Annotated in this window: 19 protein-coding genes and 1 tRNA gene; 17 read left to right on the forward strand and 3 right to left on the reverse strand. The window is 66.9% G+C overall.

What is annotated here, in order from left to right; translation table 11 throughout:
• Positions 1 to 140: 140 nt before the first annotated feature.
• Complete coding sequence (locus HV793_RS21020; RefSeq protein ID WP_225588996.1) at positions 141 to 1,043, forward strand: MurR/RpiR family transcriptional regulator; 903 nt, start codon at positions 141 to 143, stop codon at positions 1,041 to 1,043.
• Here HV793_RS21020 and HV793_RS21025 read toward each other — a convergent pair.
• Positions 1,037 to 1,876 (reverse strand): HAD-IIA family hydrolase, encoded by an 840-nt coding sequence (locus HV793_RS21025; protein WP_119450854.1) that lies wholly within the window; start codon positions 1,874 to 1,876, stop codon positions 1,037 to 1,039. The genes HV793_RS21020 and HV793_RS21025 overlap by 7 nt on opposite strands.
• A 232-nt stretch (positions 1,877 to 2,108) precedes the next feature.
• Here HV793_RS21025 and HV793_RS21030 point away from each other — a divergent pair, with 232 nt between their 5' ends.
• The 13 genes from HV793_RS21030 (at position 2,109) to HV793_RS21090 (ending at position 15,138) form a co-directional block, all read left to right on the forward strand.
• Positions 2,109 to 3,044, forward strand: coding sequence for a phosphate/phosphite/phosphonate ABC transporter substrate-binding protein (locus HV793_RS21030; protein ID WP_119450855.1), 936 nt, complete (start codon positions 2,109 to 2,111; stop codon positions 3,042 to 3,044).
• Between the two features lie 17 nt (positions 3,045 to 3,061).
• A complete protein-coding gene (locus HV793_RS21035; RefSeq protein WP_054450248.1) occupies positions 3,062 to 3,901 on the forward strand; it encodes a phosphonate ABC transporter ATP-binding protein in 840 nt (279 codons plus the stop codon).
• Positions 3,898 to 4,917 carry a phosphonate ABC transporter, permease protein PhnE gene (phnE, locus tag HV793_RS21040; RefSeq protein ID WP_175213882.1) on the forward strand — a complete coding sequence of 340 codons (1,020 nt, stop codon included), beginning with the start codon at positions 3,898 to 3,900 and terminating at the stop codon, positions 4,915 to 4,917. Before HV793_RS21035 ends, phnE begins: the two co-directional genes overlap by 4 nt.
• A gap of 86 nt (positions 4,918 to 5,003) precedes the next feature.
• Complete coding sequence (locus HV793_RS21045; RefSeq protein WP_166738396.1) at positions 5,004 to 5,174, forward strand: hypothetical protein; 171 nt, start codon at positions 5,004 to 5,006, stop codon at positions 5,172 to 5,174.
• Positions 5,175 to 5,211: 37 nt separating this feature from the next.
• On the forward strand, positions 5,212 to 7,467 hold the full coding sequence (locus HV793_RS21050) for a phosphocholine-specific phospholipase C (protein ID WP_175159515.1): 2,256 nt from the start codon (positions 5,212 to 5,214) through the stop codon (positions 7,465 to 7,467).
• A gap of 79 nt (positions 7,468 to 7,546) precedes the next feature.
• Positions 7,547 to 8,968, forward strand: a complete 1,422-nt coding sequence (locus tag HV793_RS21055; RefSeq protein WP_119450857.1) for a YadA family autotransporter adhesin — start codon at positions 7,547 to 7,549, stop codon at positions 8,966 to 8,968.
• An 86-nt stretch (positions 8,969 to 9,054) separates the two neighbouring features.
• Complete coding sequence (locus HV793_RS21060) at positions 9,055 to 9,996, forward strand: LysR substrate-binding domain-containing protein (protein WP_119450858.1); 942 nt, start codon at positions 9,055 to 9,057, stop codon at positions 9,994 to 9,996.
• Between the two features lie 81 nt (positions 9,997 to 10,077).
• A complete protein-coding gene (hglS, locus tag HV793_RS21065; protein ID WP_175213883.1) occupies positions 10,078 to 11,475 on the forward strand; it encodes a 2-oxoadipate dioxygenase/decarboxylase HglS in 1,398 nt (465 codons plus the stop codon).
• Positions 11,472 to 12,647, forward strand: coding sequence for an alpha-hydroxy acid oxidase (locus HV793_RS21070; protein WP_175213884.1), 1,176 nt, complete (start codon positions 11,472 to 11,474; stop codon positions 12,645 to 12,647). The genes hglS and HV793_RS21070 overlap by 4 nt, the downstream gene beginning before the upstream one ends.
• Positions 12,648 to 12,745: 98 nt before the next feature.
• Positions 12,746 to 13,735, forward strand: coding sequence for a Bug family tripartite tricarboxylate transporter substrate binding protein (locus HV793_RS21075; protein WP_054450261.1), 990 nt, complete (start codon positions 12,746 to 12,748; stop codon positions 13,733 to 13,735).
• A gap of 157 nt (positions 13,736 to 13,892) precedes the next feature.
• Positions 13,893 to 13,977: transfer RNA gene (locus HV793_RS21080), tRNA-Leu, on the forward strand.
• A 283-nt stretch (positions 13,978 to 14,260) separates the two neighbouring features.
• Positions 14,261 to 14,530 carry a hypothetical protein gene (locus HV793_RS21085; RefSeq protein ID WP_119450861.1) on the forward strand — a complete coding sequence of 90 codons (270 nt, stop codon included), beginning with the start codon at positions 14,261 to 14,263 and terminating at the stop codon, positions 14,528 to 14,530.
• 41 nt (positions 14,531 to 14,571) lie between these two features.
• Entirely contained in the window at positions 14,572 to 15,138 is a 567-nt protein-coding gene (locus HV793_RS21090) for a GrpB family protein (RefSeq protein ID WP_119450880.1), read from the forward strand.
• Positions 15,139 to 15,169: 31 nt separating this feature from the next.
• Here the strand turns inward: HV793_RS21090 and HV793_RS21095 are convergent, their stop codons facing one another.
• Together HV793_RS21095 and HV793_RS21100 are read right to left on the reverse strand one after the other, a co-directional pair.
• Complete coding sequence (locus HV793_RS21095) at positions 15,170 to 16,378, reverse strand: NAD(P)/FAD-dependent oxidoreductase (protein WP_119450862.1); 1,209 nt, start codon at positions 16,376 to 16,378, stop codon at positions 15,170 to 15,172.
• Positions 16,379 to 16,512: 134 nt separating this feature from the next.
• Positions 16,513 to 16,692: a hypothetical protein gene (locus HV793_RS21100; protein WP_054450268.1), complete on the reverse strand. Its 180-nt coding sequence runs from the start codon at positions 16,690 to 16,692 to the stop codon at positions 16,513 to 16,515.
• 268 nt (positions 16,693 to 16,960) lie between these two features.
• Here HV793_RS21100 and HV793_RS21105 point away from each other — a divergent pair, with 268 nt between their 5' ends.
• The 3 genes from HV793_RS21105 to HV793_RS21115 all read left to right on the forward strand — a co-directional run bounded on the left by HV793_RS21105 (position 16,961) and on the right by HV793_RS21115 (position 19,648).
• On the forward strand, positions 16,961 to 18,100 hold the full coding sequence (locus tag HV793_RS21105) for a CaiB/BaiF CoA transferase family protein (RefSeq protein WP_175213885.1): 1,140 nt from the start codon (positions 16,961 to 16,963) through the stop codon (positions 18,098 to 18,100).
• 41 nt (positions 18,101 to 18,141) lie between these two features.
• Positions 18,142 to 18,783, forward strand: coding sequence for a TetR-type transcription factor C-terminal domain-containing protein (locus HV793_RS21110; protein ID WP_175213886.1), 642 nt, complete (start codon positions 18,142 to 18,144; stop codon positions 18,781 to 18,783).
• A 94-nt stretch (positions 18,784 to 18,877) separates the two neighbouring features.
• Complete coding sequence (locus HV793_RS21115; RefSeq protein WP_175213887.1) at positions 18,878 to 19,648, forward strand: crotonase/enoyl-CoA hydratase family protein; 771 nt, start codon at positions 18,878 to 18,880, stop codon at positions 19,646 to 19,648.

A 19,648-nucleotide genomic window follows, 5' to 3' on the forward strand; every position in this document is an offset into this window, starting at 1 on the left:
CATGCCGGCCTTTTTCATGGGCGGCGCGCGCCTGCCCGGACATCCTGTCATCGGCGGCCGTTAGCATGCGTCGTCGCCGCGCCGGCAGCGGGTAGGGTATCGTTGCCTGCGCACCCGGTTCCCGTTTCTCGATCTCCGCCATGGCCACATCCAAACGCACTCCCCGAACCCCGACCGCCGCCGATCAGCAGCGGGGCTCGCCGCAGGCCATGCTGGCGCGTATCCAGAGCCTGTTGCCCTCGATGGGGGCGGCCTCGCAGCGCATTGGCGAGTTCGTCATACGCAACCCCGCCGAGGTGGTGCACATGTCGGTCAGTGAAGTGGCCGAGCGCACCCAGTGCAGCGAAGGCAGCGTGGTGGGCTTTTGCAAGCTGCTGGGGGCCACGGGCTTTCAACAGCTGAAGATCGCGCTGGCGCAGCAGATCGTGCAGCCGGTGCAGTACATCCACGAAGACCTGGCCGCCCAGGACACGCCCGAGCAGGTCGTCAGCAAGATCTTCCATAGCAATATCCAGACCCTGCAGGAAACCGAATCGGTGCTGGACGTGGCAGCGCTGTCGGCCGCGGTGGACCTGATACGCGGCGCCCGCCGCGTTGAAATCTACGGCATCGGCAGCTCGGCCGTCATCGCGCACGACGCGCACTACCGCATGCTGCGCATCGGGCTGCATGCCACCGCAGTGACCGATTCCCACGTGCAGGCCATCAGCGCGTCGCTGACCGGGCCGGACGTCGCTGTGCTGACCATTTCGCACTCGGGCAGCACGCACGAGACGGTGTTGGCGACGCGGCTGGCCAAGGAAGCCGGCGCGCGCACGATCTGCATCACCAATTTCGGCAAATCGCCGATCCAGGAGCATGCGGACGTGGTGCTGCACACCATGTCGCGCGAGACCCGTTTCCGCACCGAGGCCATGACCAGCCGGCTGGCCCAGCTCGCCATCATCGACACCCTCATCGCTTGCCTGGCCTTGTCCGACTACGACAAGGCCGTCTCCACGCTGCGCAGCACCTTCGACGTGCTGTCGAACAAGCGCTACTGATCGTCTTCAATGCCCGCCGGCAGCGCATGTCGGCGCGGGCACGCGCTGTCCAGCAGCCTCGCCACGTCCGGCGCATCCGCGCAGGGCGCATTGCCCACCAGCAGGTAGCCGATACCCAGGCGTACCGCACCCAGCCCATCGGTGCGCACGTTGTCGCCGATCACCGTGACGTCCGCAGGCGCCAGGCCCAGCCGGCGCAATCCTTCCTCCAGCAGCATGGCTCCCGGCTTGCCGAGTATGTGCGGCCGCGCGCCGGGCGCGCAGGCCAGCACCGACTGCAATAGCGCGCCCGTCTCCGGGACGATGGCGCCTTGCGGGCCGGGATGGGTGAGGTCGCCGTTGCTGACCATCAACGCCGCGCCCCGCGCCAGCTCGCCTGCCAGGGTCTGCAGCGTCCCGTAGCCGAAGGAGAGATCGCGCGCCAGCAGCACGATGTCCGCATCGCGGTCGACCAACGCCAGCCCCAGTCCGGCCGCGAAACTGCGCAATGCGTCCGAGGCGCAGAGCAGCACCGCGGCCCGCGGGTTTTGCCGGGCGATATGGCGCACGGCCTGTTCACCGGCCAGGACCAGCATTCCGGCCTGCACCGGCAGGCCCATCGCCCGTAAACGCGGCGCCAGGTCCGCCGCCGTGTCGGTGGAATTGTTGGACACGATGACGCAGCGCCCTGCCCAGCGGGTCAGCAGCTCGCTGGCGCCCGGTATCACTTCATGCCCCCGGATCAATGTCCCGTCCAGGTCCAGGATCAGGCCGCGTGATCGGGCGGTCCAGGGCGGTTCTGCCGTCGGCGCTTGGGGGAAGGAAGCGAGGGGAGTGCGGGCAATGCGGGTCATGGATCGGCGTGGTGGCGTCGAAGCGCGTGCAGGGTTGAAAGAAGTGGGCGCCCGCTACGGTTCGGGCCTGCCCGGCGGCTGTGATTCTATCTGAACAAAATTCAAAAATTCATTTTTTTGATTTGAGAAATTTTCATTTGCCTGTCATGTGCGGTGACTAATCTGCGTTCCGGAATCAGGGCCGAGCACGCTGCGCCCCGATGGCAACCTCAACAAGACTAGGAACAGAAAAATGAAGATCCGCACCTGCGCGTCCGCCCTGGCGCTGGTTTCCCTGCTGGCCGCCGCGCCTCTCGCACAAGCCCAATCCCTGGCAGACGGCTCGCAGCAACGTCCGCTGCGCGTGCTGCTGATACCCGCCGACGGCGGCACCGAGTCGGGCACCAAGGCCGACTACGCGCCGATCTTCAACGCGATCACGCGCAGCACCGGCCTGCATTTCCAACTGACCGTGGGCCAATCCTACGGCGCCGTGGTCGAAGGCATGTGCAACCAGTTGGCCGAGGTCGCGTTCCTGGGTCCGGTTTCCTACGTGCAGGCGCATGAGCGCCAATGTGCGCAATTGCTGGCCGTGGGCGTGCAGAAGGGCGAATCCGCCTACTACGCCGCGATGTTCGCCAAGGCTGATTCGCCGATCAATACGTTGGCTGATCTGAAGGGCAAGCGCGCCGCGTTCGGCGACGTGAATTCGGCCTCCAGCTTCACCTTCCAGGTGGCATCCATGATCAAGGACGGCATGGACCCGGCCAAGGACCTGGCGGCGCTGCAACTGACCGGCAGCCACGCCAGCAGCCTCGCCGCGCTGGTACAGGGCCAGGTCGACGCGGCCGCGCTGTCGTTCGATTCCTTCGACAAGGCGGTGCGCCAGGGCGCGGTGGACCCGAAGTCCGTGAAGGTGATCTTCAAGAGCGAACCCATCCCGTATCCGCCGTTGGCGATGAACACCAAGCTGCCCGAGACGCTGAAGGCCACGCTCAAGCAAGCCTTTGCCACGGTCCATCAGGCGCCCGGTGTCACGCCTGACATGGTGCGCGGCTATGGCGGCGCCAAGCTGGATCGTTTCGACACCGAGTTCTCCGAGGCGCAGTTCGCCGGCCCGGCCTCGAAGATGGCCCTGCTGACCGACGAGATCAAGGGTGAAATCCTGCAGAAGGCGGCACAGCGGTGATCGGCGGAGCAAGCGAAATGGACATGCTGCGCTATGACGCTGTAGGCATGCGCTATGCCGATGGGACCGCGGCGCTGAACTCGGTATCGCTGCAGGTGCCGCGCGGCCAGTTCTGCGTGATCCTGGGCGCCTCGGGCGCGGGCAAGTCGACTTTGCTGCGCATGGCCAACGGCTTGACCGCGCCGACCCAAGGCGAAGTGTGGGTCGATGGCACGCAGGTGCAGCCCTCGACGCTGGCGGCCGTGCGGCCACGGATCGGCATGGTGCATCAGCACTTCAACCTGGTGTCGCGCGCGACGGTCGCGACCAACGTGCTGTCGGGCGCGCTGCCCGGCTTGCCGGCATGGCGCGCCTATCTGATGCGCTTCCCCGCGGAATTGCGCGAACGGGCCTGCAAGCTGGTGCGCGAAGTCGGCCTGCAGCCCGAGCACCTGCAACGCCGCGTGAGCGAATTGTCCGGCGGCCAGCAGCAGCGCGTGGGCATCGCCCGAGCGTTCATGCTGGCTCCGGCCTTGCTGCTGGCCGACGAGCCGGTGGCCAGCCTGGACCCGCGCATCAGCCGCGACATCCTGGAGTTGTTGCGCAATCAGGCACGCGAACGCGGCGCCACCGTGCTCTGCAGCCTGCATCAGGTCGACCTGGCCCGCGAGTTCGCCGACCGCATCGTGGCCCTGCGCCATGGCGTCATGGTGTTCGACGGACCGGCGGGCGCGTTCGATGAGGCCACTGCCCGTGCGCTGTATCAGGCGCCGCAGGCGGAAAGCGGCATGGCCGCGCTTGCGGGCCGCGGCCATGCTGAACCTCGCATGGCCAGGCCGATCCGGCCGGCGGTGCTGTCGGCGGGAGGCGCGCAATGAACACGCATGCATTGAAGACGCCGGCCGACAACGCGGCCTGGCGCCTGGATCCGCCCTATGGCGCCCGCGCGCTGCTGATCGTGATCGCCGCGCTGATGCTGTTCCTCTACACCGGGCAGCGGGTCGAGATGGGTCGCATGGCGGCGCTCACCCTGGACGGCGCGCTGGCGGCGGTGGGCCTGAAGGAGCAGTCCCAGGTCACCTCGGGCCTGGGCGCTCTGGCCGACAACCTGTTCCCGCTGCAGGTCTCGTACCGCACCGAGACTTCGCGCATAGAGGGCTTCGACCCGGACAGGCTGCCGTGGCTGGCGCATGTGGAAACGGTGCAGGTGACCGAGAGCCGGCTGAATCCGCACACGCTGAAGATGGAAGACGAGGTATCCACGCAGACCTATCTGGTCGAGCCGCTGGGCTATCTATGGCGGGTGGCGGTGAAGATGGTAGAGACCTTCGAGATCGCGATCTGGGCGACCTTGCTGGCCGTGCTGGGCAGTGCGCCGCTGGCCTATTGCAGCGCCCGCAACTACGCGCCCAACCGCCTGCTGTACGTGGCGGCGCGCGCCATCGTCAGCATGTTCCGTGCGATGCCCGAGCTGATCTGCGCGCTGTTCCTGGTGCTGGCCTACGGCTTCGGCCCGATTGCCGGGGTGCTGGCGCTGGCCATCCATTCGATGGGATTCCTGGGCAAGTTCTACGCCGAGGACATCGAAACGGCCGACACCAAGCCGCAAGAGGCGCTGGCCGCGATCGGCGCCAGCAAGCCGCGCGTGCTGGCCTACGCAGTGCTGCCGCAAGTCATGCCCAAGTTCACCGGCTACACCCTGTACATCCTGGACCGCAACGTGCGCATGGCGACCGTCGTGGGCCTGGTGGGCGCGGGCGGCATCGGCCAGGAACTCAAAGGCCGCTACGACATGTACCAGTACGCCCACGTCGGGACCATTCTCGTCGTGATCTTCATCACCGTGTTCTTGCTGGACCAGGTCGCCGCCCGCTTGCGGCGCCGCTTGAGCTGAGCCGGCGCGGCGGCCAGCCAGGCCGCCGCGCCCCGATAGGTTTTCTGCCGGACGGACCCGGCAACGTTCCCTGACCAGGAGTTTTCATGACCCCGTACTTTGCACTGGGCCGCGCCCTTGTTGCGGCCATCGCCTTGAGTTTGACCCTTGCCGCCTGCGGCGGCGATGACGACTCGGATGACGGCGCGACCACGCCGCCCGAGACCGGACAGCCAGAGACGCCGCCGCCCGCGCCGCAACTGCGCTGCGCGCCCTGAACGCCCGATCCGCCCAACCCCACGCAAGAGTAGCCCCATGACCAAGACCTATCCCTCGCATCCCGCCAGCGCGTCCCCGGCCTTGCCGGGCCGCCGGCAGTTTTTCCGCGCCTCGGCCCAGGCGGCCGGCGCCCTGTCGGCAATGGCCTTGCTGCCCGCCTCGATCCAGCGCGCGCTGGCGGTTCCGGCCGCGGTTGAAAGCGGCACCATCAAGGACATCAAGCACATCGTGATCCTGATGCAGGAGAACCGCTCGTTCGATCACTATTTCGGCACCATGCGCGGCGTGCGCGGTTTCGGCGACCGCTTCCCGATTCCGCTGGCCAGCGGCAAATCGGTGTTCTTCCAGCCCGACCCCAAGGGCGGCCAGGACATCCAGCCCTTCCGCCGCGATTCCAGGACCAGCAACGCGCTGATCGGATCGGGCACGCCGCACAATTTCCCGGACCAGCAGGCAGCCTGGAACCAGGGCAAGATGGACCAGTGGATCCAGTACAAGAACCAGGCCACCATGGGCTTCTTCATGCGCGAGGACATTCCGTACCAGTTCGCGCTGGCCGACGCCTTCACGGTCTGCGACGGCTATCACTGTTCCATCCTGACCGGCACCGATCCCAACCGCATCGTGTTCTGGTCAGGCGCCAACGCCAATCCCGAACTGCGCAAGCTGGGCGTGAACAGCACCGACACCGATTCGGAACCCGTCAACTCGCGCTGCTGGCCTAACCCGTCCAACTGGGTGGCGGGCCGCGCGCAGCTGGCCGACGGTTCGGGCCAGGTCGACCCCGCGACCGGCGCCTACAACTACAAGTACGTGAACAGCGCCTTCAAGTGGGACACCTTGCCCGACCTGCTGCAGCGCGCCGGGGTCAGCTGGCACATCTACCAGAACATGAACAACAACTGGACGGGTGCCATGCACGGCTGCCTGGCCTTCAAGAGCTTCCGCACCGCGCAGCCGGGTTCGCCGATCTATGAACATGGCCTGACGGGCGGCCCCGAGAAGAACGACGGCGCCGTCAACTTCCTTGCCCAGCTCAAGCAGGACGTGGCCAATGGCACTTTGCCGCAGGTGTCGTGGGTGTTGCCCACGCAGGCCCTGGCCGAGCATCCTGGCAGCAGCGAAGGCGTGGCCGGTGCCGCCGATTTCATCGCCGACGTGCTGGACGCGCTGACCTCCAATCCGGAAGTCTGGAGCAAGACCGCACTGTTCGTGACCTTCGACGAGAACGACGGCTTCTTCGATCACGCCGCCATGCCCGCAGTGCCGTCCTATGACGCCAATGGCGTGCTGATGGGCAAGTCCACCGTGCCGCTGGAGGGGGAGTATTTCGATGCCTCGGTGGGCAACTACCTGAAGGCCGACGACAAGATCACCGGCAACATCCGGCCGTGGGGCCTGAGTTCACGCGTGCCGATGTACGTCGTGTCGCCGTGGAGCAAGGGCGGCTGGGTCAATTCCCAGGTGTTCGACCATACCTCGGTGGGCCGGTTCCTGGAGCAGCGCTTCGACATCAAGGTCGACGCCATCAGTCCTTGGAGCCGCGCGGTCTGCGGCGACCTGACCACCTGCTTCGACTTCGTCAGTCCCAACGATCCGCGCGTGCCCACGCTGCCCGACACCAGCAACTATCCCGCGGTCAACGCGGCGCAGAAGCTGTTGCCCACCACCGCCGTGACCCAGGCGCCCGCAATCCCGCAGCCGCTGTTCCAGGAGACCGGCACGCGGCTGTCGCGCGCGCTGCCCTATGAACTGCACACCAGCGCCCGGTTGGGGGCGGATGGCGCGGTCGAACTGCTGTTCAGCAACACGGGCGAAGCCGGCGCGGTGTTCCATGTGTACGACAAGCGCAACCTGGACCTGATCCCGCGGCGCTACACCGTCGAAGCCGGCAAGACGTTGTCCGACACCTGGACCGGCGGCGACTATGACCTCTGGGTGTACAGCAGCAACGGCTTCGTGCGGACCTTCTCCGGCAATACGCAGCGTGGCGCGGCCTTGGAAGTGCAGGTCTGCTACGAGCCGGCAGGCAGCGCGCTCTACGTGAAGGTGTCCAACCGCGGCACGGCCAGCCTGCAGGCGAACCTGCAATCCAACGCCTACCGCAAGGACGGCCCCTGGACCCTGGCGGTCGAGCCGGGCAAGGTCGCCGAACACCACTGGTCCATCAAGGAAAGCGGCAACTGGTACGACTTCACCGTCACCGCCGAAGGCTTCGAACGCCGCTTCGCGGGACGCATGGAGAACGGCCGCGCGAGCGTCAGCGATCCGGCCATGGCGCTGCATCTGTGATGGCTCAGGCATGAGCGGGCCGGGCGCGCATCGGGGTGCGCGTCCGGCCGGTCCGCAACAACAATCGATCAACATACAAATGAAGCACACATACGCAATTCTGGCCGCCAACGGCTTGTCGGTGGCGGTTCTGGTGGGCGCGCTGGCCGGGGGATCGGCCGCGCAGGCGCAGACCGCGCCGCCTGTGAAGTGGGACGGCAGCAACCTCGGTTATGGGCCGGGCGCCGCTCAGGGCGTGACGGGCAAGGGCAATCACGCGATCGGCAAGAACGCTGGCGCCAACGTGAAAGGCAGCAACAACATCGGCCTGGGCAATGGCGCGGGCCAGGACGTGAGCACCAACTGGAACCTGGCGATCGGCGAGGGCGCGGGCTCCAAGGTCGGCGGCAAGAACGCCAACCAGGCCATCGGCTATTACGCCGGCACCAATGTGCAGGGTGGCTGGAACCAGTCGTTTGGCCGAAGCGCCGGCCAGAACGTCACGGGCGACTACAACGATGCGTTTGGCTTCTGGGCCGGCACGGATACGGTGGGCAACAACAATGCCGCCTATGGCACCAACGCCGGGCGCAATGTCACCGGCAACGGCAATTCGGCCTTCGGCCAGGAAGCGGGCCGCAACGTCGTCGGTGACGGCAACCTGGCGCTGGGCCAGAACGCGGGGCAGAACGTGGAGGGCGAGGGCAATCTGGCGCAGGGCAAGAACGCCGGGCAGAACGTGACCGGCGCCAACAACACGGCTGCCGGCGCCTACGCCGGCTATGGCGTGCAGGGCGACGGCAATACGGCTGGCGGGCTGGCTGCGGGGCGCGACGTCGTCGGCAATAACAACGTGGCGCAGGGCACGGCCGCGGGGTCGGGCGTGCGGGGCAACGACAACGTGTCGATAGGCTCGAACGCCGGACGCGGTTCCGTTGCCGACCGCAGCGTGTCGGTGGGAGCGGATTCGTCCGCGGCCACGCAGAGCGTCGCGGTCGGCGCAGGCGCGGTGGCCAGCGCGGGCAACAGCGTGGCGCTGGGGGCGGGGTCCTCGGCGGCGCGCGGCGCGCAGGAGAACTACGAAGCCTACGGCATGGCGCAGCCCCAAAGCTCCACGGGCGAGGTGAACGTGGGTGGACGCCAGATGACGGGCGTGGCTGCAGGCAGCGAGGACACCGATGCCGTCAACGTGGGCCAGCTGCGCGCCGCAAGCAGCGCAAGCGAGGCGCGCGTGGGCGCCGTCGAGCATTCCCTGCAGAACCTGCGCAGCGATCTGGAGTCCCAGGAGCGCATGCTGAGCGCGGGGGTGGCTGCAGCCATGGCGACGGCTTCCTTGCCGCAGGCCTACTTGCCCGGCCGCAACATGCTGTCCATGGCTGGCGGCACCTGGAACGGCGAATCGGGTTACGCCCTGGGGCTGTCGCGCGTGTCTAGCGGCGGGCGCTGGGTCTACAAGGTGTCGGCCAACGGCACGTCCCGCGGCGACTTCGGCGGCGCCGCGGGGGTCGGATACCAGTGGTGAGGCCGGGCCTGCGATAATGCCGCAAGCGCGGCGGCCGGCGATGGAGCGCGGGCCGCCGCCAGCACAGGCATACCCGGATCGGCCCCATGGAAAAGCGTTTGATGCCATCGATGATGGCGCTGCAATGTTTCGAGGCGGTGGCGCGGCACATGAGCTTCACGCGCGCCGCCGAGGAACTGCACATGACCCAGAGCGCGATCAGCAAACAGATCGCGCAGCTGGAGGCGCTGCTGCGCAACCCGCTGTTCCTGCGGGTGCGGCGGCGCCTGCAACTGACGCCTGCGGGAGCCTTGTACCAGTCCGAGGTCAGGGCCATCCTGAACCAGGTGGACATGTCCTCGCGCTACATCCTGACCTACGGCAGCGAGACTCAGGTGCTGACCATCGGCACCCAGCCCACCTTCGGCGCGCGCTGGCTGATCCCGCGCCTGCAGGGCTTCATGGCCGCCCATCCCGACATCCAGGTCAAGGTGCGCAGCGAAACGCGGCCCTTCGACCTGATGCAGGCCAAGATCGACATCTCCTTCTTCTTCGGCCATGGCACCTTGCCGGGCGCCCAGTGCCGGGAATTGTTCGAGGCCGAGGTCGTGCCGGTGTGCGCGCCCGGCTTTCTTCCGGGTGACAGGGTCGACAGCCTGGAGGCGCTGAGCGCCCAGGCGCTGATCCAGTGCGCTTCGCGCCCGGAAGCCTGGCACGACTACTTCTCGCGCCAGCAATTCCAGTCCGACCGCAGCTACCACGGTCCCCGCTTCGATACCTTCTACATGTGCGTGCGCGCTGCGGAGGGCGGTTGCGGCGTGGCGTTGACGCCGCGCCTGCTGGCCGAAGAAGAGCTGCAGGCCGGCAAGCTGGTGATTCCCTGGGACTACGTGCAGCCCAGCGACGGCGCGTACTTCGTCGCCTATTCCGAGCACTCGGCCGAAGTGCCCAAGATCAAGCAGTTCGTCGCCTGGGTTGAGGAAGAGGCCGCGCGCAAGCGCGAGCGCGACGCCCAGCGGGCGCGGTCCATGAAAAAACGGACTGATTAAGCCGATTTTTTTCATTTGATCGCACGCGCGGCGCATGATTTCATGCGGGCCATCCTTGTTTACCGATGTGCCGAGCCCGCCATGAGTCAGAATTTCGTCAATCCGGACCAGATCCGCGCCTGGTTCTCCCGCGCCATGTCCGACATGTACAAGTCGGAAGTGCCGCTGTACGACACGCTGCTGGACCTGGTCGCCCAGGTCAACGCCAAGACGCTGGCCGAACAGCCCGAGTTGGCCGCCCAACTGGCCCGCACGGGCGAGATCGAGCGCCTGGACATCGAGCGCCACGGCGCGATCCGCGTCGGCACCGCGCAGGAACTGGCCAACATGCGGCGCGTGTTCTCCGTGATGGGCATGCAGCCGGTGGGCTACTACGATCTGTCGCCGGCCGGCGTACCGGTGCATTCCACCGCCTTCCGTGCCACCCACGAAGCCTCGCTGCAGGCCAGCCCCTTCCGCGTCTTCACCTCGCTGCTGCGGCTGGAACTGATCGCCGACGAGGCCCTGCGCGAGAAGGCCGCGCGCATCCTGGCCGCGCGCCAGATATTCACCGCGCGTACGCTGGAACTCGCGGCCCGCTTTGAGGCGCAGGGCGGACTGGTTGAAGCCGAGGCCCGCGAATTCGTGGCCGAAGCCCTGCACACTTTCCGCTGGCACAGCGAGGCCACCGTCAGCCTGGAAGACTACGAGGAACTGCACGGCCAGCACCGCCTGATCGCCGACGTGGTGGCCTTCAAGGGCCCGCACATCAATCACCTGACTCCGCGCACGCTGGACATCGACGAGGCCCAGGCCGAGATGCCGCGCCGCGGCGTGTCAGCGAAGGCCGTGATCGAAGGCCCGCCGCCGCGCAAATGTCCGATCCTGCTGCGCCAGACCAGCTTCAAGGCGCTGGAGGAGGCGGTCCTGTTCGCCGGCGTCGACGGCCAGTCCGCGGCCGGCAGCCACACGGCGCGCTTCGGCGAGATCGAGCAGCGCGGCGTCGCGCTGACCCGCAAGGGCCGCGCGCTCTACGACCAATTGCTGGACCTGGCCCGCAGCCGCATCAGCGGCGCGCCCAACGAAGGCAATGCCGCGGCCTACATGCAGAACCTGCAGGACTGTTTCGCCGCCTTCCCGGATGACTATGATGCGCTGCATGCGCAGGGGCTGGCCTATTTCCGCTATTTCCTGACCGGCAAGGACGGCGCGGATGCGCAAGCCAGCCTGCAGGACCTGATCGCCCAGGGCTACATCCGCTTCGAGCCGCTGGTGTACGAGGACTTCCTGCCCGTCAGCGCGGCCGGCATCTTCCAGTCGAACCTGGGCGACAAGGCCCAGGCCGAATACGCGCAGAACGCCAGCCAGGCGGCTTTCGAGCAGGCCCTGGGCGCCCAGGTGCAGGACGAGCTGGCGCTCTACCAGGACACGCAGGACCGTTCGCTGGCCGCCTGCATGCAGGCGCTGCGCGCGCAGGCCGGCTCGCCGGTGGCCGCATGAGCCGTCTGGATCGTTGCCTGTCCGTGCGCGACTTCGAACGCGAGGCGCGGCGCATCATGCCGCGCTGCGTCGAAGGCTACGTCTGCGGCGGCACCGAGGACGGCGCCTCGCTGGCCGAGAGCGTGCGCGCATTGAGCGACGTGGGTTTCCGGCCGCGCGGCCTGCGCGTGGTGGACCAGCGCAGCAGCCAGGTCGAACTCTACGGCCAGCGCTACGCCATGCCGGTGGGCTTCGCGCCTACCGGGTTCTCCGCCATCGTCATGCATGAGTGCGACCTGGCGCTGGCGCAGGTCGCCCAGCAGGCCGAGATACCGTTCATCATCAGCGGCGCTTCCAGCGTGCCGCTGGAACGCTTGCAGGAGGCCACGGGCAAGCGCTGCTGGTACCAGGCCTATCTGCCGGGCAATACCGAGCGCATCGGCAAGCTGATGGCGCGGCTGCGCCAGGCCGAGATCCCGGTGCTGGTGGTGACCATCGACACCTGCGTCGGCGCCAACCGCGAGAACCTGCAGAAGCTCTCGTTCACCGTGCCCTTCAAGCTCAGCCCCAGCGTGATGCTGGACGGCATGCGCCACCCGCGCTGGAGCTTCAACGTCTTCCTGCGCACGCTGCTGGGCAGCGGCATCCCCAGGTTCTCGAACCTGTACGAAGATATCGGCCCGCCCATCACCCAGGACCCGCCCAACGGCTTTCGCGGCGAACGCGACAAGCTGTCGTGGGAACACATCCGCTGGATCCGCGAGAACTGGCCGGGCAAGCTGGTGCTCAAGGGCGTGATGCATCCCGATGATGCGCGCCTGGCCTGCGCGGCGGGCGCCGACGGCGTGATCGTGTCGAACCACGGCGGACGCCAGCTGGATGGCTGCATCTCGCCCTTGCAGGCGTTGCCCGACGTGGTGGCCGCGGTGCCGCCCGGCTTCCCGGTCATGGTGGATGGCGGTTTTCGCCGCGGCTCCGACGTGCTCAAGGCCGTGGCCCTGGGCGCGCGCATGGTCTTCACCGGCCGGCCCCAATTGTTCGGCGCGGCCGTGGCCGGCAGCGCCGGCATCCGCAAAGTGGCGGACATATTCCGCAGCGAGATCTCGACCAACATGGCGCTGCTCGGCTGCGCGACGCTGGCCGACCTCACGCCGGACCTGATCGCGCCCTTGCGGCCGGCAGGCGCTGCCTGACGCGGGCGGCGGTGCCGCCCCGGGCAGCAGCGCCCGCACAACAACAAAAAACGGTGCGCATCCCCATGCGCGCCCATCCGTTTTCGACAGGAGGAAACATGAAGAAGATCTATACCAAACTGGCCGGCGTGGCGGCAGTGCTGGCGTGCATCGCCAGCGGACCGGCGCAGGCCCAGGCCGGCGCCTATCCGACCAAGCCGGTGCGGCTGGTCGTGGGCTACGCCCCGGGCGGCACCACCGACATCAGCGCGCGCATGATCGCCGACGTGCTGGGCAAGGAGTTCGGCCAGACCTTCGTGGTGGAGAACAAGCCCGGCGCCAACAGCAACATCGGCGCCGAGTCCGTCGCCCGCTCGGCGCCCGACGGCTACACGCTGTTCGTCGGATCGATTTCCACCGCGATCAACCAGTCGCTCTATTCCAAGATGTCCTATGACGCGCTCAAGGACCTGGACGCCGTCGCCCTGCTGAACGTGGTGCCCAACATCCTGGCCGTCAACGCCAGCGTGCCCGTCAAGTCGGTGCAGGAATACATCGCCTACGCCAAGAAGAACCCCGGCAAGCTCACCTGCGCTTCGCCCGGCAACGGCTCGTCCGCCCACCTGGGCTGCGAACTCTTCAAGATGAAGACCGGCATCGATATCCTGCACGTCCCGTACCGCGGCAGCGGCCCGGCCGTGGCCGACCTGCTGGGCGGCCAGGTGGACTCGATCTTCGACAACCTGCCGCCGCTGCTGCCGCATGTGCGCGCCGGCAAGCTGACCGGCCTGGCCGTCACCACCGCCAGCCGCGTGCCGTTCGCCCCGGAAATCCCCACCATCGCCGAATCCGGCGTGGAAGGCTTTGACGTGGCAGCCTGGTTCGGCGTGTACGCGCCGGCCGGTACACCGCCCGAAATCGTCCAGAAGGTCAACGCCGCCATCAACAAGGCCCTGACCTCCGACGCCGCGCTGGCCGCCAGCTACCAGACCAACGGCTTCCTGATGCCCCCGCCGCCCAACACGCCGCAAGCATTCAAGGCCTTCATGGAAAGCGAAACCCGCAAGTGGGGCGAAGTCGTCAAGGCGACCAACCTGCAGATCAACTGATAGGCGGGGGGAGGGGGCATTCGCGGCTCCTCTGGATAGTACTTGGGGACGGATTGGTGGCATGCCAGCGACAAAGCGGCACGGAACCACCCGTTTCCCAATTTGCGTGATAGAATGTTCGACTTTCCAGGAAAGCACGCTTTTCTGGCTGAAGTTAGCCGACGTGGTGAAATTGGTAGACACGCTATCTTGAGGGGGTAGTGGCGAAAGCTGTGCGAGTTCGAGTCTCGCCGTCGGCACCAAGAATTTGTTCCAGGGGTCGCCCCTGGAAAATGCAAAAGACCCGCATTCCTTTGACCAGGATGCGGGTTTTTTCATTTCGCGGTGTTCCCAGCGCCGCGGCAACTATCGGGAACGCATGGCCAGCCAGCTGCGGCAGTCTACCCGCAATCAAAGGCGCTGCCATATGCCGCGAGCAGAGTCTTGCACCCTCAGACCGGCAATGTTTCGAAGCAATTGCCCGTGAATCCCTGATTCCAAGAGCCTGCTATAAAGTCGGCTACAGCTTTTCTGCAGGACCAGGAAATGTCCATTCAAACGTTGAGCCGCTGTGGTGTGGCGATTTTCGCGGCTGCGCTGATGGCCGGTTGCTCGTCCAGCGGTTCCAAGACTTCGGATCAGGCTGCCGCCAAGTCGTATTCCTCCTCTGCCCGCGCCGGCGGCGAGTGCGCGAGCCGCAGCAAGTGCATCTACAAGGGTGCCTACGAATCAGGGGAACGGAACTACGCCGAAGCGGAAGCCAAGCGCCTGAACATGGCCGAGCTGGAGCGCCTGCGTCGCGCTTTCGGCAATTGAGCCCGGCAGGAAACCGGCGCGCGCCCACGCCGGAAGAAATCATGCGGCACTACGACTCGGATCCGGACGAGGATCCCTGGGTCCGTGGCAAGCCGGCGCCGGAATTGGTCGCGGTCGTACCCTATGACCCTGATTGGCCGGTCCGTTATGGCCAGCTTGCGACGCAGGTGCGCGAGGCCTTGGGACCGGCGGCGCTTGCGGTCGAGCATATGGGATCGACGGCGGTTCCGGGCCTGCCGGCCAAGCCGGTGATAGATATAGACCTGACAGTGGCCGACCCCGTCCAGGAGGACTCTTATGTCCCCGCGCTGGAGGCGGCCGGTTACGCGCTGGTCTTGCGGGAGCCGTCCTGGCATCAGCACCGTCTTTTGCAGCTGGCCGCGCCGCGCGTGAACCTGCATGTGTTCGGCCCGGACTGCCCCGAGAACGTCCGCCACCGGATGTTCCGCGACTGGCTGCGCCAGCACGACGCCGATCGCGATCTGTATGCCCAGGCCAAGCGCGAGGCGGCGGTCGGCGCGATGCAGGTCATGGACTACAACAAGCGCAAGGAAGCGGTCCTGCGCCAGATCTACCAGCGCATGTTCCGCGCCGCCGGCTTCATCTGAGGCGCGCCGGCGCGGACTTTCTCCATTCGCCTCAGTAGTGGCTTTTGAGCGGCACGGCCGGGTCGGCCAGCACGTCGCGGGGCGGGTTCAGACCCAGCTCCAGCAGCTTGCGCGCCGCCAGGTGGTCCATTGGGGCGTTGATCGATTCGACGCAGACCAGATGGCCGTCGGCAAAGTGCAGGATCGAGAAGCTGCCGGGCTTGGCGCCCGGGCGCAGTACGCGCTCGGTGTCCGGCGGCGCCAGGCCGGCGATCTGCAGGCGCAAGGCGCCCTGGTCGGACCAGAACCAGGGCAGGGCGTGATACGGGGTCTTGGTGCCGAGCAGCACGCCGGCCAGGGTGCGGGCCTGGTCGTTGGCGTTCTGCACCGACTCCAGGCGCAGGGTCTTGCCCCAGCGCGCATACGGAAACGAGGTGCAGTCGCCGATGGCGTAGATGCCGGGCGCCGAGGTTTGCATCAGCCCGTCCACCACGATGCCGTTCAGGCAGTCCAGGCCCGCGGCCTGCGCCAGCGTGATCTCGGGCACGGCGCCGATGCCGGCGACCAGCAGGTCCACCGGATGCTCCACGTCGTTGACGACTACGCTGCGCACGCGGCCGTTCTCGGTCCGGATGTGTTGCAGGTCGGAGGACAGGCGCAGGTCGACGCCGGACTCGTGCAGCACGCGGGCGACGTGGTCCGAGGCTTCGGGCGACACGGAGCGCGCCAGCAGGCGCGGCGCGGATTCGAAGACGGTGACCGGGCGTCCCAGGGCGCCGGCCGTGGCCGCGATTTCCAGGCCGATGAAACCGCCGCCCACGACCGTGACCGAAGGCGCGTCGGCGATCGCGGCGCGCAGGCGCGCGGCATCGTCGGCGTTGCGCAGGTAGATCAGGTTCTGGAGCTCATCAGGGACGTCCGGCAGGCGCCGCGCGCGCGTGCCGGTGGCCAGCACCAGCGCGTCATAGTCCAGCTGTTTGCCCGAAGCCAGCGTCAAGCGGCGCGCGTCGCGGTCTATGCCGACCGCGGGATCGGCCAGCAGCACCTGCACGCCGGCGTCGGCGTAGACCGCCTCGGCGCGCAGCAGCTGGATCGGGGCTTCCGGATCCTTGATGTAGGTCTTGGAGAGCGGCGGGCGGTGGTAGGGCAGCGAGGCCTCTTCGCACACCAGCGTCAGGCTGCCGGGAAAGCCGCCTTCTATCAGGCTGGCGCACAATTGCGCCGCCGCGTGGCCGCCGCCGACGATTACCACCTTCTGCATGCATGACTCCTGTTCTGCCTGGCCCGGTCTCGGGCCGAATCGGCAATGCTACCGCAGGTGGCAGCTGGAGGAAGTGCATGAAAGTGGGCACTGCGCGTCCGAACGAGATCGGGTCGCAGCGATTGGGGGCGGGTTCAGGCGCCCGGCAGCATGTAGCGGGCGGAAACGGCCAGGATGCGCTGCGCGGATTCGCGCAGCCTGCGCGCTTCGCGGTGGGCGTGGAGGGAAACCACGGCGTCGTAGCGGCGCGCGCTGAGCGGGCCGGCCAGTAGCACCGGGCGGCGGGTAAGTATGGGGGATATCAAGCGTTGCATGTGGAGCATTCCTGCGGGCGTCAGGCCCTGTCGATGCCAGGTATCGTAAGGCGGCCAGGGGCGGCGGCCAACGAAATACCTTTTATATGAATATCCGGCGCGCGCCCGGGATCGGGGGCTGGCGGATATCCGGACGCCAGTATCGCCCGCGAGTGTGACAGCCATATGCCAATGCTCCGCCACGTTCCAGGCGCGGCCGGAGCCCGGGCTTGTCAGTTCTAATACTACGCGGTAGCATTAAAAAACGAATGCTGGATCGGAGACAAAAATGGCATTGCCCCTGGAAGGTCTGCTGGTGATCGCTGTGGAGCAGGCAGCTGCAGCGCCGTATGCCTCGTCGCGGCTGGCTGATGCCGGCGCGCGCGTCATCAAGATCGAACGCGCGGCCGGCGATTTCGCGCGCGGCTATGACGGGGCGGTCATGGGCGACAGCACATATTTCGTCTGGCTCAATCGGGGCAAGGAATCAATCGTTCTCGATTTCTCGCAGCCTGAGGATCTGGCGCTGCTGCGCACGCTGATCTTGCAGGCTGACGTGCTGATCCAGAACCTGGGCCCGGGCGCGGCGGAACGCGCCGGCTTCGGCTGGAAGGAAATGCGGGCCGCCAATCCCCGGCTGATTACCTGCGACATCACGGGTTACGGCGAGTCGGGCCCCTATGCGGAGATGCGCGCCTACGACCTGCTGGTGCAGGCCGAATCGGGCATCGCGTCGGTGACCGGCACGCCGGAGGCCCCGGGCAGAGTGGGCATATCCGCCTGCGATATCGGCACCGGCATGTATGCGCACGCGGCCATCCTGGAGGCGCTGTTGCAGCGCGAGCGGACAGGGCAGGGCAGCGCCCTGCACGTGTCGTTGTTCGACGCCATGGCCGACTGGATGACCGTGCCCCTGCTGCACTACGACTACGCCGGCACGGTGTGGCCGCGCGTAGGCCTCGGACATCCGACCATCGCTCCCTATGGCGCCTTCGCCTGCCAGGGCGGCCAGTCGCTCCTGATCGGCGTGCAGAACGACGGCGAATGGCGCCGCTTTGCTTGCGACGTGCTGCTCAAGCCCGAATGGGTCGACGACGAGCGCTACCGCAGCAATCGCGACCGCGTGCTGCATGCCGAGGAATTGAAAGCCGCAATCGAAGCTCTGCTGAGTACGGTGGCGCTGGAGGAATTGCGACGGCGTCTGACGCTGGCGAAGATTGCCTATGCGTCAGTCAACGGCGTCAAGGAATTGTCGGCGCATCCGCACCTGCGCCGCTCGGAGGTACGCACCGCGCACGGGGTGGCGTCCATCGTGGCACCGCCTGTCCAGATCCGGGGCGAGCCGCGCCGCTTGGGCGAAGTGCCCGCCATAGGCGCCCATACGCAGGCGGTCCGCGATGAGTTCGCGGGCGCCGGCCGACAGGCCTGAGGGTAGAATTTCGCGTTTATTTCCGCCACAGCAAGGACATTATGGGACGGCCCAGCCTGATAGACAGCACGGAAGGGATCGAGAAGCGGCTCGCCATTCTCGATGCGGCCGCGTCCGTGTTCATGAACCTGGGCTTTTCAGCGGCATCGCTGGACGACATCAGCGTGGCCTACGGTGCGACCAAAGGCATCATCTATTACTACTACCGCAATAAGTCGGCGCTGTTCTTCGCCGTGCAGCGGCGCGCGATGGAACTGACCCGCGAAGCGATCGAGCCGCATGCGCTGTCGGCCGAACGGCCGGCCGTCAAGCTGCGGAAGATGGCGCATGATCATACCGTGCTGATGATGGAGCATCTGGCCTACCTGCGCGTCGCGGCGCAAGGGTTGGAACTGCATCTGACGGGGCGCACCACCGCGTCCGAACGTGCCGAACTGGAGGAAATCCTCAAGTTGCGGGCGGCGAATGAAGCCTTGTATATGCGTGTGATCGAGGAAGGCGTGCAGTGCGGCGATTTCCGCGCCATGGACGCCAAGCTGCTGGTCAAGCCGCTGCTGGGGGCTTTGAACTGGACTTCGCGCTGGTATCACCCGCGCAAGAACGAAACCGCCAAGGACCGCGAGCGCGTCGCCAACGAACTGGCCGGCTTCGCGGTCAGCGCCTTGTTGCCGCATCCGCAGTAAAGCCGGGCCGCGCGAACGGACTATTCTGCGCGGCTTTTTTCTAATCATTTTAATACTGCTTGGTATTATTCAAACTACAGGACGACAGCGATTCATGGCTCCGAAAATCCTGGTGGAACGCGCCGGTTTTGTGACCACGGTAATCATCAACCGGCCCGAGGTGCGCAATGCGTTGGATCGCGAGGCTGCCTCCGAACTGGCGCGAGCGCTGCGCGAATTCGATGCGGACGAACAGGCCCGGGTGGCCGTGCTGTGCGGCGCCGGCGGCGCCTTCTGTTCAGGCGCTGATCTGAAGGAATTGGCGGGAGGCACCGACTACGAGCCCTGGGCAGGCAGTCCGGACGGCCCTTTGCATGCGCCGCTGTCCAAGCCCGTCATCGCAGCGGTGGCGGGGCATGCCTGCGCGGGCGGGTTGGGCGTGGCGCTGTGGTGCGATTTGCGCATCGCGGAGGAAAGCGCCTCGTTCGCCGTACTGTCACGCCGTTGGGGCGTGCCGATGAGCGATGGCACGACCGTGCGGCTGCCACGCCTGATAGGCATGAGCCGCGCCCTGGACATGTTGCTGACCGCCCGTATTGTGCTGGCTCCGGAAGCCGAGCGCTTCGGGCTGGTCAACCGAGTGGTGCCGGATGGACAAGCGCGTGCCGAGGCCCAGGCGTTGGCTCGTCAGATGGCGCAATTCCCGCAGATCGCGATGCGCTCGGACCGGCAATCGGCCTATGCCCAGATCGCCTTGTCCGAGCGGGATGCGGTGGCTGCGGAGATGGCCTACGCCGCCGCCGCGCGAAAACTGGAGGCGCGCGCTGGCGCGCAACGTTTCGAGCAGGGTGCGGGGCGTCATGGCGCCTTGCCCGAAGCCGATTAG

The organism is Achromobacter aegrifaciens (genome assembly GCF_902859965.1).
Taxonomy (GTDB): domain Bacteria; phylum Pseudomonadota; class Gammaproteobacteria; order Burkholderiales; family Burkholderiaceae_B; genus Achromobacter; species Achromobacter aegrifaciens.

Excerpts from the sequence above, each read along its gene's own strand:
- HV793_RS21020 (WP_225588996.1), top strand. The coding sequence starts at position 141 with ATGGCCACATCCAAACGCACTCCCCGAACCCCGACCGCCGCCGATCAG.
- HV793_RS21025 (WP_119450854.1), bottom strand. The coding sequence starts at position 1,876 with ATGACCCGCATTGCCCGCACTCCCCTCGCTTCCTTCCCCCAAGCGCCG.
- HV793_RS21030 (WP_119450855.1), top strand. The coding sequence starts at position 2,109 with ATGAAGATCCGCACCTGCGCGTCCGCCCTGGCGCTGGTTTCCCTGCTG.
- HV793_RS21035 (WP_054450248.1), top strand. The coding sequence starts at position 3,062 with ATGGACATGCTGCGCTATGACGCTGTAGGCATGCGCTATGCCGATGGG.
- phnE (WP_175213882.1), top strand. The coding sequence starts at position 3,898 with ATGAACACGCATGCATTGAAGACGCCGGCCGACAACGCGGCCTGGCGC.
- HV793_RS21045 (WP_166738396.1), top strand. The coding sequence starts at position 5,004 with ATGACCCCGTACTTTGCACTGGGCCGCGCCCTTGTTGCGGCCATCGCC.
- HV793_RS21050 (WP_175159515.1), top strand. The coding sequence starts at position 5,212 with ATGACCAAGACCTATCCCTCGCATCCCGCCAGCGCGTCCCCGGCCTTG.
- HV793_RS21055 (WP_119450857.1), top strand. The coding sequence starts at position 7,547 with ATGAAGCACACATACGCAATTCTGGCCGCCAACGGCTTGTCGGTGGCG.
- HV793_RS21060 (WP_119450858.1), top strand. The coding sequence starts at position 9,055 with ATGGAAAAGCGTTTGATGCCATCGATGATGGCGCTGCAATGTTTCGAG.
- hglS (WP_175213883.1), top strand. The coding sequence starts at position 10,078 with ATGAGTCAGAATTTCGTCAATCCGGACCAGATCCGCGCCTGGTTCTCC.
- HV793_RS21070 (WP_175213884.1), top strand. The coding sequence starts at position 11,472 with ATGAGCCGTCTGGATCGTTGCCTGTCCGTGCGCGACTTCGAACGCGAG.
- HV793_RS21075 (WP_054450261.1), top strand. The coding sequence starts at position 12,746 with ATGAAGAAGATCTATACCAAACTGGCCGGCGTGGCGGCAGTGCTGGCG.
- HV793_RS21085 (WP_119450861.1), top strand. The coding sequence starts at position 14,261 with ATGTCCATTCAAACGTTGAGCCGCTGTGGTGTGGCGATTTTCGCGGCT.
- HV793_RS21090 (WP_119450880.1), top strand. The coding sequence starts at position 14,572 with ATGCGGCACTACGACTCGGATCCGGACGAGGATCCCTGGGTCCGTGGC.
- HV793_RS21095 (WP_119450862.1), bottom strand. The coding sequence starts at position 16,378 with ATGCAGAAGGTGGTAATCGTCGGCGGCGGCCACGCGGCGGCGCAATTG.
- HV793_RS21100 (WP_054450268.1), bottom strand. The coding sequence starts at position 16,692 with ATGCAACGCTTGATATCCCCCATACTTACCCGCCGCCCGGTGCTACTG.
- HV793_RS21105 (WP_175213885.1), top strand. The coding sequence starts at position 16,961 with ATGGCATTGCCCCTGGAAGGTCTGCTGGTGATCGCTGTGGAGCAGGCA.
- HV793_RS21110 (WP_175213886.1), top strand. The coding sequence starts at position 18,142 with ATGGGACGGCCCAGCCTGATAGACAGCACGGAAGGGATCGAGAAGCGG.
- HV793_RS21115 (WP_175213887.1), top strand. The coding sequence starts at position 18,878 with ATGGCTCCGAAAATCCTGGTGGAACGCGCCGGTTTTGTGACCACGGTA.